A 12731-nucleotide genomic window follows, 5' to 3' on the forward strand; every position below is an offset into this window, starting at 1 on the left:
GGGAGCCCCATGAGCCCGATCACCGGTCCCGGCCTCGGGCTGGGCACCTGGCCCGCCCGCCGCGCGCGGATCAGTCCGCACGCGCCGGCTCTGTCCGACGGGGAGCGGGCGGTCGACCACGCCGAGCTGGCCGGGCGCGCCGCCCGGATCGCCGGCGGTCTGGCGGAGCGGGGCGTCGGGCCGGGGGACCGGGTCGCCTGGCTGGGGGTGAACGCCGTCGCCACCCTGGAGACCTGCTTCGCGGCGTGGCGGCTCGGCGCGGTCGCGGTCCCGCTGAACTACCGCCTGGCCCCCGCCGAGGTCGGCTACATGCTCGACGACTGCGGCGCGACGCTGCTCGTGCACGGCGCCGACGCCGACGACCTCGTCGCCGCGACCTCGCCGCGGATCCCGGTCGTGCGCGGCGTCGAGGACCTCGCCCGCGGGCCCGCCCGCGACGACGCCGGTGCCGGTCTCGACGACCCGGCCGTGCTGCTCTACACCTCCGGCACCACCGGTCGTCCGAAGGCGGCGGTGCTGACCCACGGCAACCTGACCTGGAACACGGTCAACCAGCTCGCCCACGTCGACGTCTGCTCGGACGAGCGCACGCTGTGCATCTCGCCGCTGTTCCACTGCGTCGGGCTCTCCCAGGTCACGCTGCCCACGCTGTTCAAGGGCGGCAGCGTCGAGCTCGTCGCCCGGTTCGACCCGGCGGCGGTCCTGGGCCGGATCGCCGAGGCCGGGATCACCAGCTTCGCCGCCGTCCCGACGATGCTGCAGATGCTGTGCGAGTCCCCGTCGTTCGCGGGCACGGACCTGTCGTCGCTGCGCACCGTGGTCTACGGCGGGTCCCCGGTGCAGGAGCGGGTCGCCAGGGCCTGGCTGGAGCGCGGCGTCGCGCTGCAGCAGGGCTACGGGATGACCGAGGCCTCGCCCGGGGTGCACATGGCGACCCGCGACGGCACGGCCGCGCACCCGCCGACCTCGGTCGGGGTGCCGCACTTCTTCACCGACGTCGCCGTCGAGCGCGACGGCGAGCTCGCCCCCCTCGACGACGAGCCCGGCGAACTGCTGGTCCGCGGGCCGCACGTCAGCCCCGGCTACTGGAACCGCCCGGACGAGACCGCGGCGTCGCGGCGCGGGGAGTGGTTCCGCACCGGCGACGTGCTCCGGGCCGGCGAGGACGGCTGGGCGTTCGCCGTCGACCGGGTCAAGGACATGATCATCTCGGGCGGCGAGAACGTGTACCCGGCCGAGGTCGAGGCGGTCGCGGTCACCCATCCCGACATCGCCGACTGCGCCGTCGTCGGGGTCCCCGACGAACGCTGGGGTGAGGTCGGCGCGGCCTACGTGCAGCTGCGCCCCGGCACCGACCTCGACGCCGACGCGGTGCGCGCGCTGCTCGCCGGGCGGCTGGCGCGCTACAAGGTCCCGAAGTACGTGCGGTTCGTCGACGAGCTGCCCCGCAACGCGTCCGGCAAGGTCCGGCGCGTCGACCTGCGTGCGGCCGCGGCCGTCGCCGAGGAGCTGTCGTGAGTTCTCTGCCGGAGTCGCTGACCGTGGAACGCCACGACGAGGTGGCCGTGCTGCGCCTGTCCCGGCCCCGCAAGCGCAACGCCCTCGACGACGCGACCGTGCTCGGCATCGAGGACTTCTTCGCCCGCCCGCCCGAGGGGGTGCGCGCCGTCGTCCTCGACGCCGAGGGCGACCACTTCTGCGCCGGGCTGGACCTGTCCGAGCTCGGGGACCGCGACGTCGTCGCGGCGATGGAGCACTCCCGGATGTGGCACCGCGCGTTCGCCCGGCTCGCCGAGGGACGGCTGCCGGTCGTCTCGGTGCTCAAGGGCGCCGTCGTCGGCGGCGGGCTGGAGCTGGCCTCGGCCACCCACCTGCGCGTCGCCGAGGACTCCACCTTCTACGCGCTGCCCGAGGGCCAGCACGGCCTGTTCGTCGGAGGCGGCGGGTCGGTGCGGGTGCCGCGGCTGATCGGCGTGCACCGGATGACCGACATGATGCTGACCGGCCGCGTCCTCGACGCCGACGAGGGCCACACGCTGGGCCTGTCGCACTACCGCACCGGCCCGGGGGAGGGCCTGGCCCGCGCCTGCGAGCTGGCCCGCACCGTCGCCGGGAACTCGGCGATCACCAACGTCGCCGTGCTCCAGGCGCTGCCGCGGATCGCCGAGGCCTCCCCGGACCACGGCTTCATGATGGAGTCGCTGGTCGCCGCCGTCGCCTCGTCCAGTGCCGAGGCCCAGGAGAGGATGCGGGCCTTCCTCGACGGCCGCGGCGGGAAGGTGCGCCGGTGAGCGAGCTGCTGCGCCCCGTCGCCGACGACGTCCGGGAGACCACGGAGATCGGCCGGTTCGTCACCGCCGTCGAGCGCGGGCACGGCCTGACCCTGCCCGACTACGCCGCGCTGCACCGCTGGTCGGTGACCGAGCCCGAGGCGTTCTGGTCCGCGGTCGCGACCCACCTCGGCGTCCGGTTCGACACCCCGCCCCGGGCGGTGCTCGGGCGCCGGGGGATGCCCGGCGCCGAATGGTTCCCGGGCGCGACGCTGAACTACGCCGCGCACGCCCTGGACGGCCCCGAGGGCGACGTCGCCGTCGTGGGTTGCTCCCAGACCCGCGACCGGGTGGAGCTCACCTGGGGCGGGCTGCGCGAGCAGGTCGCCCGCGCCCGGGCCGGGCTGCGCAGGCTCGGCGTCGGCCGCGGCGACCGCGTCGCGGCGTACCTGCCGAACCTGCCCGAGACCGTCGTCGCGTTCCTCGCGACGGCCTCGCTCGGCGCGGTCTGGACGAGCTGCGCCCCCGAGTTCGGCGCCCGCAGCGTGCTCGACCGGTTCGGCCAGGTCGACCCGGTGGTGCTGCTCACCGTCGGCGGCTACGGCTGGGCCGGACGCGACGTCGACCGCCGTGACGAGGTCGCCGCCCTGCGCGCCGGGCTGCCCGGGGTGCGCCACGTCGTCGCCGTGCCGTACGGGCCGCACACCGTGCCCGACGCGATGACCTGGGACGAGCTGCTGGCCGCCGACCCGGAGCCGGGTGCCGACCCGGTCCCGTTCGACCACCCGCTGTGCGTGCTGTTCTCCTCCGGCACCACCGGGCTGCCCAAGGCGATCGTGCACGGCCACGGCGGCATCCTGGTCGAGCACCTCAAGAACCACGCCCTGAGCTGGGACCTCGGCCCCGGCGACCGGATCCTCTGGTACTCCACGACCGCCTGGATGATGTGGAACGCGCTGGTGTCCGGGCTGCTGCGGCAGGCCTCGATCGTGCTGATCGACGGCAACCCGGCCCACCCCGACCTCGGGTGGCAGTGGCGTCTCGCCGCCGAGACCGGCGCGACGCTGCTGGGTGCCAGCCCCGGGTTCCTCATGGCCTCGCGCGCCGCGGGCCTGCGCCCGGCCGCCGAGCACGACCTGTCCGCGGTCCGCCAGATCGGCGCCGCCGGGAGCCCTCTCCCGCCGGAGGGCTACCGCTGGGTGGCCGAGCAGTTCGGCCCCGAGGTACTGCTCAACGTGGGCAGCGGCGGCACCGACGTCTGCTCCGGCATCGTGCAGGGGAGCCCCTTCCAGCCGGTGTGGTCCGGCGAGATCTCCGGGCCCTGCCTCGGGGTCGACGCCGCCGCCTTCGACGACGCGGGCCGCCCGGTCGTCGGCGAGCTCGGCGAGCTGGTCATCCGGGCCCCCATGCCGTCGATGCCCGTCGGCTTCTGGGGCGACGACGACGGCAGCCGCTACCGCGACACCTACTTCGCCACCTGGCCCGGGGTGTGGCGGCACGGCGACTGGGTCCGCTTCTCGGCCGACGGCTCCGCGGTCGTCGCCGGCCGCTCCGACGCCACCCTCAACCGGGGCGGCGTCCGGCTGGGGACCGCCGAGTTCTACCGCGTCGTCGAGGAACTGCCCGAGGTCGAGGACTCGCTCGTGGTGCACCTGGAGGACCCCGCGGGCGGCAACGGTGAGCTGCTGCTGTTCGTGCAGCCCGCCGACGGCACCCCCCTCGACGACGCCCTGGTCACCCGGATCCGCACCGCGCTGCGTGGCGAGCTCACCCCGCGCCACGTCCCGGACCGGATCGAGGCGGTGCCGGTCGTGCCGCGCAACCGCACCGGCAAGAAGCTGGAGGTCCCCGTGAAGCGCATCCTGCTCGGCGCGGCCGTCGACGACGTCGCCTCCCGCGACGTGCTCGCCGACCCGACCGCGCTCGACGCGTTCGTCCACCTCGCCTCCGGGACGCCGGCGTGAGCGCGCCCGGGACCCCCGGCGGCGCCGGTGCCGCGGCCGGGGTCGGCACCGTCGCCGTCGTCGGGACGGGGGTGATCGGCGTCGGCTGGACGGCGCTGTTCCTGGCCCGCGGCTTGCACGTGCGCGCCTTCGACCCCGCACCGGGCGCCGAGGACCGGCTGCGCGCCGACCTCGCCGCGCTCGGCCCGTTCCCCGGCCACGACGGCCCGCTGCCGGTGGCGAACCTGGTGTTCGCCGGCAGCGCCGGTGACGCCGCCGGGCCCGCCGGGTTCGTGCAGGAAAACGGCCCCGAGCGCGAGGACCTCAAGCACACCCTGTTCGCCGAGCTGGACTCCGCCGCCGCCCCCGGCGTCGTGCTCGCCTCCAGCTCCTCGGGCCTGCTGCCGACGACGATCGCCCGCGGCGCGGCACGCCACCCCGAGCGGGTGCTCGTCGGGCACCCGTTCCACCCGCCGCAGGTCATCCCGCTGGTCGAGGTCGTACCGGGGGAGCGGACGGCGGAGTCCGCCGTCGAGGCCGCGCTCGCCTTCTACACCGCGTTGGGCAAGCGGCCGGTCCGGCTGCGGGCCGAAGTGCCGGGCCACCTGGCCAACCGGCTGCAGGCCGCGCTGTGGCAGGAGGCGTACTCGCTGGTCGAGCGGGGTGTCGCGACGGTCGCCGACGTCGACGCCGCCATCTCCCACGGCCCCGGCCTGCGCTGGGCGGTGCTCGGCCCGTTCGCCAACCAGCACCTGTCCGGCGGTCCCGGCGGCCTCGCGCACATCCTGGAGCATCTCGGTCCGCCCACCGAGCGGTGGTGGCGCGACCTCGGCCAGGTCACGCTCACCCCCGAGCTGGCCGCGACGCTGGTCGACGGCGTCCGCGACGAGCTGGGCGACCTCGACGGCCCCGCGCTCGCCGCCCGCCGCGACAGCGTCCTCGCCGCGCTGCTCGAGGCCAAGTCCCGTACCGAGCTCCCCTGACGGAGGTTCCCCATGCCCATCGACCTCGCTGCCGTCGACGCGATCGACGTGCACGTCCACGTGGAACAGGACGGCCACGGCTGTCTGGCCCTCGACCAGGAGCTGCTCGACGCCTCGGCGAAGTACTTCAAGGCCGACCAGGACCGCACGCCGACCATCGACGCGATCGCCGAGCACTACCGGGCACGCCGGATCGCCGCGGTGGTGTTCACCGTCGACGCACCGTCGGGCACCGGGCACCCGCCGCTGTCCAGCGAGGAGATCGCCGACGCCGCCGCGGCGCACGCCGACATCCTCATCCCGTTCGGCTCGGTGGACCCGCACGCCGGCAAGGCCGCCGTCGCGCGCGCCCGGCGCCTGGTCACCGAGCACGGCGTGCGCGGGTTCAAGTTCCACCCGAGCCTGCAGGCCTTCGAGCCGAACGACCGGGCCTTCTACCCGCTCTACGAGGCCATCTCCGAGCTCGGGGTGCCCGCGCTGTTCCATACCGGACAGACCGGGATCGGTGCCGGCCTGCCCGGCGGACGCGGCATCAAGCTGCGCTACTCGAACCCGATGCTGCTCGACGACGTCGCCGCCGACCATCCCGACCTCACCGTGGTGCTCGCCCACCCGTCGGTGCCCTGGCAGGACGAGGCGATCTCGATCGCCACCCACAAGTCCAACGTGTACATCGACCTGTCGGGCTGGTCGCCGAAGTACTTCCCGCCGCAGCTGGTGCGGGCCGCGAACACGATGCTGCGCCGCAAGGTGCTGTTCGGCTCGGACTACCCGGTCATCACCCCCGACCGGTGGCTCGCGGACTTCGAGACCCTCGAGATGAAGCCCGACGTCCGGCCGATGATCCTCAAGGACAACGCGGTGCGGATGCTCGGACTGGGGTGATCGTCGACGGCGAGGGGTCCGCTGCCGGATGCGGCACCGGACCCCTCGCTCGTGCCGGTCACGGGATCGACGGCCGCCCGGGTTGTCCGGACGGGTTCCCGTACGGCCCGTCGCGTCGTGCGTCGTCGCAGGTCAGCGCCTCGAAGCGAACCGGTTCCCGACGTCGTTGACACGATCAGGTGATTCGTTTCGCCGTGTTCCGGCACCGCGGGGCGGGTCGTCCCGGTCCGTACGGAGTAGCCCAGGTCACTCCCCACGCCCGATCTCGGGGCTCTGCGACCCCGTTCCCATGATGTGGACCTGTCCGGTGTCGAGTTGCTCCGAACGGGTCTGTTTACTGATTCCCATGCACCTCGTCTCCCGGTTCGCGGTTCGGCGCCACGTCGACCTGCGCCGCCAGGCGAGCGCGCTCTGTTCCGGCGCCTGACCGCGCCCGGCTCCCGGGGCGCGCCCGCGCTCCGCCGCACGCCGTCCCCGGCACGGGGTCCGCAGCCGCGGTAGCCACGGGACCGCCCCCGCACTCCCCGACACACCACCGCGCCCCCGCGCGGACCTCCCGCCCCGCCCTCCCGGCGGCCCGGGAGGGCGGGGTCCGACGCCCCTCGGAGGGCACGCCCGCACCTGCCCGCGCCCCGCGGCGCCGTCCACGACGGACGACGCCGCGGCTCGCCGCTCGGCGGATGTCCACATCGGACCCCACCTCGCTCCCCGTCACGAATGAAGGAGACACGTCGTGCCTCAGCACCGCGCACGGTCCGCGTCCCGGGCCCGGCTGATCGCCGGCGGCGCCGCTCTCGCCGGCACCGCCCTGATCGGCCTGTCCGGCGCGGCCCAGGCGGCCACCCCGGACCTGGTCCCCGACCTCGGCCCGATCCTCAGCTCCGACTCCTCCGGGCCCGCGAACGACGACCAGCCCGACCCGGCGCCCACCGCGCCGCCCGTCGAGTCGTCCTACGAGGCGTTCGACTCCGACCAGCCGATCCAGCAGCTGCGCGACTTCGCCCCCGCGGGCGTCCCCGCCGCCGGGCTGGTCGACGTCGTGTCGAAGGCGCCCAAGCAGATCACCCCGACCTTCCTGTCCGGTGGGGCCGGCGAATGAGCCTGCTCCCGCAGTCCCGCTGGGCGCGGCGGGGGCTCATCGCCCTCGCGAGCGCCGCCGTCGTCGCCGGGGTCGTCGCGATCCCCGCGTCGGCCCAGGGAACGATCGACAAGGTCAAGTCCGAGGTCATCGGCGCCGACGGCAAGAACTACTGGGTCGAGAACAACCTCACGCCGGAGGCCCGTCAGCAGTCCGCCGACGGGCCCAAGAAGGAGTACGCGCTGGTCTGGGCCGGTGACGAGAACGTCGCCGACACCGCGGTCGCCGACGTGCGCAACCTGCCGGGGTCGCTGCTCGACCCGGTCGACAAGGTCCGCGACGCACTCCCCGGTCCGGACTTCCTGGCCGTCGTCGACGTCACCAAGGGCACCCCGGACTACGGCAAGGTCGTCAACACCGCGACCGTCGGCCCGCTCGTGGAGAACGAGCCGCACCACATGCAGTACTCGTGGCGCAAGGGCGACAAGATCTACGCGGGCGGCCTGTTCTCCGCGGCCACCTACGTCTTCGACGTCGCGGCGCTTCCGGAGATCAAGCTCTCCGGCATCTCGCTGCCGTCGCAGACGCTCTGCGGCTCGGTGCCGGACGCCTACTGGGTCCTCAAGGACGGCACCGCCTACGGCACCTACATGGGCGGCCCCGTCGCCCCTGGTCCGTGCCGTTACACCAACGGCGAGGTCCGCACCGGCAACGGCTTCGCGGGCTCTCCCGGCTCGGTGATCCGGTTCGACCAGGAGGGCAGGAACCTCGTCGAGGCCCCGGCCGCGACCGAGACGCCCGAGGACCCGACCCAGTGCCTCAACATGCCGGCCCTGGGCAACCCCACCTGCGCGAATCCGCACGGCATCCAGGTCCGCGAGGACCTGAACACCATGGTCACCAGTGACTACGCGGAGCCGCGGTCGATCATCCTCGACCCGGTGAAGAACCCGTCGCCGTACCTGCGCCGGCCCACCGTGCGGACCTGGGACATCTCCGACCTGAACAAGCCGAAGGTCAAGTCGGTCCAGTACCTGCCGACCGGTCCGCGCTCCAACGGGGTCGACCCGCTGCGCAACGAGAACCGCGCCGTCATGGAGACCACGGTCACCAACCGGCCGGAGAACAAGGGCGCGTTCGCCCAGACCATGCAGGGCGGCGCGATCTTCTACACGCCGGACATCACCGCCGAGAACCCGGAGTGGAAGGAGGTCTTCGACCTGGGGACCTCCGCGCCCGAGCTGGGCGTCGGTGGCGAGAACGGCGGCCCGAGCGCCAACGGTGGCTGGATCCAGACCAGCGCCGACGACACGACGCTCTACCACGCCACGATCGGTCGCAAGGCCGGCACGCTGGGCCCGGACGACAAGGGCACCGCGGGCGGGGTCATCGCGCTCGACATCGAGAAGCTCCTGGCCTCCGGCAACGCGCCGCAGTGCTCGATCGACACGATCGAGGAGACCACCGCCGGTGGCGCCGAGAGCGACTGCCCGACGATCAAGGGCACGGTCGGCATCAACCCGGACCAGACCGGCGCGGGCCCGCACTGGGGCGCGCTGGACAACCTGGAGCGCGGTGACGACGGCTACTACCGCCACACCGACCGGCCCACGCGCCTCGCGACCGCGAACTACTTCGTGGCCCGCACCGGGCTCGACGGCGACCACCGCCTGTGCATGACCGACATCGCCCCGGACGGCTCGCTGAGCCTGGACGAGTCGTTCACGGACGAGGACACCGGCGACACGTGCGTGAGCTTCAACCGCCAGCACTGGCCGCACGGCGACTTCGGCAACGCCAAGCCGCACTCGATGCTGTTCGTCGCGGCCGACGAGAACATCAAGGACTGATGATGTCCCCCTCGTCGATCGTGACGCCCGTGCCGGCCGGCGGGCTCGTGCCCGCCGGCCCGGCCGGGGACGCCCCCGCCCTGCTCCGTGCAGTGGCGGGGGCCGCCCCGGCGGTCCTCGCCCGAGGACCCTTCGACGGCGTGCCGTTCGCGGACACGGCCCTGCGGCTGGTCCTGCTCACCGCGCTCGCCGTGGTGGCCGGAACCGGTCTGGTCCGGGTCCTGGCCGGTGCGCCCGGACGCGCCGAGCGGGTCGTCGCGGGAGTCGCGGCGCTCGTCGCCGTCTCCGCCGCGGTTGCCGCGGTGACCCGGTCCGGCGCCGGGCTCACCGGCTGGACCCTGTTCCTCCTCCTGGTCACGGTCGCGGTACCGGCGCTGCTCGTCGGTCCCCGCCCGGTACTCGCCGTGCTGCCCGCAGTCGCCGTGACCGCGCTGCTGGCCCTCCAGCTCGCCGGCACCCCCGGCGCGCCGTGGTTCGCGCCGGACGCCGGGTACGCCGTCGCCGGGTCCCTGGCCGCCGGTGCGGCGGTGCACCTGGTCACCACCCGCACCGACGACGACACGCGGCCCGCCCGGGTGCGCGTGCTCGGCATCGCGGCGGGCACGGTGGGGGCCGTGCTCGCCGCGGTGCGGCTCGCCGTCGCCGGGCCGTTCTCGCTCACCGACGTGCACGGCACCGGGTTCGGCCGCGCCGCGCTGGTGACGGTCGTGGCCCCGGCCGCGGTCGCGGCCCTGCTGCTCGCCGAGACGCTGCTGATCCGCCGTGCGGCCAACCGGGTCCGCGCCGACGAGGTGCGCGACCGCGTCCGCACCCCCGCCGCGCTGGCCGCGGTCGTCGCCGTCGGTGCGGCGTCGCTGCTCGCCGCCCTCCCGGCGCCGGCGCCCGCGGCCGTCCCGGGACAGGCCCTGCTGCGCTCGGTCGACCTCGGTGCCGGACCGCTCACCCTGGCGGTCTCCCCGATGCGCCCCGGCCCCAACCTCGTCCAGCTCACCGGCGCCGGGGTCACCGTGACCGGGCCCGACGCCACGATGTCCACCGGGCACGGGGACACCGGTGCCCCCGCCGGCTACGCCGTCCGCACCGGTGACCGGGACGTGCCGTTCACGGCCCGATCCGGCGCACCGGGCGGCTGGGCACTGGTCGACCTGCCCGAGGGCACCACCTCGATCACCGTCACCGCCGGAGGACTGGCCCGCGCGGTGCCGGTCGACGTCGGCACCGACCGGACCGCGCCCGCCGGCGCGAGCGGTGCCGACGGGCCGGAGTGCCTGTCCGCCGCCGTCGGGCGGATCCTGGCCGGGGGCGACCCCGCAGCCGGCCCGTGCCCGTCGGAGGGGCTCGACCCGGCCGACGCCCTGGCGCTGCGCGGCACCGTCCGCGCGCTCGCCTCCCAGGGGGCGCCGGGTCTGGCGATCGCCGGTGACGTGTCGCCCCGCTCCCGTGCGGCCGCCGACGTCGTCCGTACCGAAGCCGGTGCCGCCGGGCTGCCGGTGCGCCCGGCCCCCGGCCCGGACGACGCCCTGGTCGTCGTGTCCGGCTGGCAGCACGCCGCGACGACGGTCCGCGACACCGCCCGCGCGGCGCAGACCACGCCGACCGCGCTCGGCGGGACCTACCTCGCGCCGTGGCTGCTGACCGGGGGAGTGCTCGGGCAGAGCCCGGGCACCCTGCTCCCGCTGGACTTCGGCCCGCAGGAACAGGTCCCGCAGCGCTACGTCCGGACGCTCGCCGCCGTCGCACCGGGATCCGCCCCGTCGCTGTCGGGGCTGCGCGCCTGGGCGGCGACGACCGGAGAGGCCTACACCGACCCGGCACCGGCTCTGTACGGTGCCGCCCCGGTGAGCGTGCCGATGACCGCCGCCGACGACGACGGCGGGCACCACGGTGGCCCCAACGAGGCCGCCTGGTTCCCGGGCGGCGCGATCGTCCGGATCGGCTCCGCGCTGACCGGGCCCGGACGGGCGGACACCGACCCCGGGACCGGCGCCCCTGCCGGACCCACCCCCTGACCAGCACCACCCACGAGGAGGCTCCCGTGTCGATCACGAAGGACCCGCCCGGCCGGTCGCCGGGAACACTGGCCCGCGCGTTGCGCGAGCTGCCCGGCAGCGGGCGCACCGCGTTCGGGCCGCAGGACCGCGCCGCCGCCCCGCCGCAGTGGCGGGTCGTCGCCGTCGGCCTGGTCCTGGCCGTGCTGTTCCTGGTCGGGGTGGGCACGGTGGCCCCGGTGACGATGGTCGGCACCGCCGCGCTCGGCCTGGCCCTGGGCTTCACCCTGTTCCACTCCCGGTTCGGCTTCACCTCCGGCTGGCGCCAGCTCGTCGCCGTCGGGCAGGGCGCCGCGATCCGCGCGCACATGGTCATGCTGGCGACGGCGTCGGTGCTGTTCGCGGTGATCCTCTCGTCCGGGTTCGCCCTCGCCGGCGAGCCGAAGGGGTTCACCAACCCGATCGGCATCGGGCTCGTCGTCGGCGCGTTCCTGTTCGGCGTCGGCATGCAGGTCGGCGGGTCGTGCGCCTCGGGCACGCTGTTCGCCGTCGGCAGCGGGCAGTCCGCGATCGTGCTGACCCTGCTCGGGTTCGTCGTCGGCTCGATGTTCGCGGTGTTCACCCACACCTTCTGGACGCAGACCGTGCCGCAGGGCCCGAGCGTCAACCTGGCCCAGCTGCTCGGCTACCCCGGCGCCGTCGCCGTCACCCTGCTGGTGACGGCCGCGATCACCGCGGTCACCTGGGTGGTCGCCCGCCGGCGGACCCCGCCGCCGGTCGAGCGCCCGCCGTCGGCGCGCGGCGTCGCGCGGGTCCTGCGCGGATCGTGGCCGATGTGGGTCGGCGCGGTCGTGCTCGCCGTGCTCAACGCGGCGGTCCTGTTCGTCTCCGCCGCCCCGTGGGGCGTGACCTCGGCGTTCGCGCTGTGGGGCTCGAAGCTCCTGCAGGCCGTCGGGTTCGACATGGCGGGGCTGGCGTACTGGCAGGTCCCGGCGAACGCGCGGTCGCTGGCCGCCCCGGTGCTGGCCGACCGCATCTCCAACCTCGACGTCGGCATCATGATCGGCGCGCTGGTGGCCTCCGCGGTGGGCGGCGCGTTCGTGCTGCACAAGCGGATCCCGTGGAAGCTCGCCCTCGGCGCGGTCCTCGGCGGCATCGCCATGGGCTACGGCGCGCGTCTCGCGGGCGGCTGCAACATCGGTGCCTACTTCTCCGGCATCGCCTCGTTCAGCCTGCACGGCTGGATCTGGGCCGTCGTCGCGCTCGGCGGCACCTGGGTCGGGCTGCGGCTGCGGCCGCTGTTCGGCCTGACCAACCCCAAGCCTGCCGACTCGCTCTGCTGAGCCGGCCGGACGCTACCCCCACCAGAGAGGTTCACACGATGACCGCACGTACCACCGTCCGCGCGCTGGCCGCCGTCGCCGGCGCCGGGGCGCTGGCCACCCTGGCCGGCGGCCTCGCGCACGCCGACGAGGGCCACCACGGCAGCCGCCACGGCCACGGCGACGCGCACTACGACGGCTCCGTCTGGCACTACGACGGCGAGGCGACGCCGAGCGACTCGGCCGACCTGAACGAGTCCGCAGGCGACCGCGCGGACGGCGACACCCCGGTGTACCTGCTGAAGGACGTCCCGGCGGCGGCGGCGCCCGAGGACCTGCTGAAGCCGGTCGACCTGACCGCGCCCGCGTTCGGCGTGCTGGACGGCCTGAGCTGAGACCCGTCCCGGGCGGC

At 75.1% G+C, this 12731-nt stretch carries 10 protein-coding genes; all 10 read left to right on the forward strand.

All coding sequences use genetic code 11. The annotated features are described in order from the left end of the window. Positions 1 to 9 precede the first annotated feature (9 nt). The 10 genes from MTO91_RS06995 (at position 10) to MTO91_RS07040 (ending at position 12714) form a co-directional block, all read left to right on the forward strand. Positions 10 to 1518, forward strand: coding sequence for an acyl-CoA synthetase (locus MTO91_RS06995; RefSeq protein WP_476654090.1), 1509 nt, complete (start codon positions 10 to 12; stop codon positions 1516 to 1518). Further along, positions 1515 to 2291 carry a crotonase/enoyl-CoA hydratase family protein gene (locus MTO91_RS07000; RefSeq protein WP_208822643.1) on the forward strand — a complete coding sequence of 259 codons (777 nt, stop codon included), beginning with the start codon at positions 1515 to 1517 and terminating at the stop codon, positions 2289 to 2291. Before MTO91_RS06995 ends, MTO91_RS07000 begins: the two co-directional genes overlap by 4 nt. Continuing rightward, positions 2288 to 4234: an acetoacetate--CoA ligase gene (locus tag MTO91_RS07005; RefSeq protein ID WP_476654091.1), complete on the forward strand. Its 1947-nt coding sequence runs from the start codon at positions 2288 to 2290 to the stop codon at positions 4232 to 4234. Before MTO91_RS07000 ends, MTO91_RS07005 begins: the two co-directional genes overlap by 4 nt. Further along, positions 4231 to 5196, forward strand: a complete 966-nt coding sequence (locus MTO91_RS07010) for a 3-hydroxyacyl-CoA dehydrogenase NAD-binding domain-containing protein (protein ID WP_476654092.1) — start codon at positions 4231 to 4233, stop codon at positions 5194 to 5196. The genes MTO91_RS07005 and MTO91_RS07010 overlap by 4 nt, the downstream gene beginning before the upstream one ends. Positions 5197 to 5208: 12 nt before the next feature. Next, on the forward strand, positions 5209 to 6081 hold the full coding sequence (gene couO, locus MTO91_RS07015) for a 4-hydroxyphenyl-beta-ketoacyl-CoA hydrolase (RefSeq protein ID WP_476654093.1): 873 nt from the start codon (positions 5209 to 5211) through the stop codon (positions 6079 to 6081). Between the two features lie 733 nt (positions 6082 to 6814). Next, the gene (locus MTO91_RS07020) at positions 6815 to 7180 is read left to right on the forward strand and encodes a hypothetical protein (protein WP_476654094.1); all 366 of its coding nucleotides are present in this window, start codon (positions 6815 to 6817) and stop codon (positions 7178 to 7180) included. Beyond that, positions 7177 to 9009 carry an FHA domain-containing protein gene (locus tag MTO91_RS07025; protein WP_476654095.1) on the forward strand — a complete coding sequence of 611 codons (1833 nt, stop codon included), beginning with the start codon at positions 7177 to 7179 and terminating at the stop codon, positions 9007 to 9009. The genes MTO91_RS07020 and MTO91_RS07025 overlap by 4 nt, the downstream gene beginning before the upstream one ends. A 2-nt stretch (positions 9010 to 9011) precedes the next feature. Then, positions 9012 to 11018, forward strand: coding sequence for a hypothetical protein (locus MTO91_RS07030; RefSeq protein WP_476654096.1), 2007 nt, complete (start codon positions 9012 to 9014; stop codon positions 11016 to 11018). A 26-nt stretch (positions 11019 to 11044) separates the two neighbouring features. Further along, positions 11045 to 12340 carry a YeeE/YedE family protein gene (locus tag MTO91_RS07035; protein ID WP_476654097.1) on the forward strand — a complete coding sequence of 432 codons (1296 nt, stop codon included), beginning with the start codon at positions 11045 to 11047 and terminating at the stop codon, positions 12338 to 12340. A 38-nt stretch (positions 12341 to 12378) separates the two neighbouring features. After that, on the forward strand, positions 12379 to 12714 hold the full coding sequence (locus MTO91_RS07040; protein WP_476654098.1) for a hypothetical protein: 336 nt from the start codon (positions 12379 to 12381) through the stop codon (positions 12712 to 12714). Positions 12715 to 12731: the final 17 nt, after the last annotated feature.

The sequence above is a fragment of the Pseudonocardia sp. 2-7 genome, assembly GCF_056341085.1.

Coding starts and splice junctions, on each gene's coding strand:
- MTO91_RS07025 (WP_476654095.1), top strand. CDS start 7,177: ATGAGCCTGCTCCCGCAGTCCCGCTGGGCGCGGCGGGGGCTCATCGCC.
- MTO91_RS06995 (WP_476654090.1), top strand. CDS start 10: ATGAGCCCGATCACCGGTCCCGGCCTCGGGCTGGGCACCTGGCCCGCC.
- couO (WP_476654093.1), top strand. CDS start 5,209: ATGCCCATCGACCTCGCTGCCGTCGACGCGATCGACGTGCACGTCCAC.
- MTO91_RS07040 (WP_476654098.1), top strand. CDS start 12,379: ATGACCGCACGTACCACCGTCCGCGCGCTGGCCGCCGTCGCCGGCGCC.
- MTO91_RS07030 (WP_476654096.1), top strand. CDS start 9,012: ATGTCCCCCTCGTCGATCGTGACGCCCGTGCCGGCCGGCGGGCTCGTG.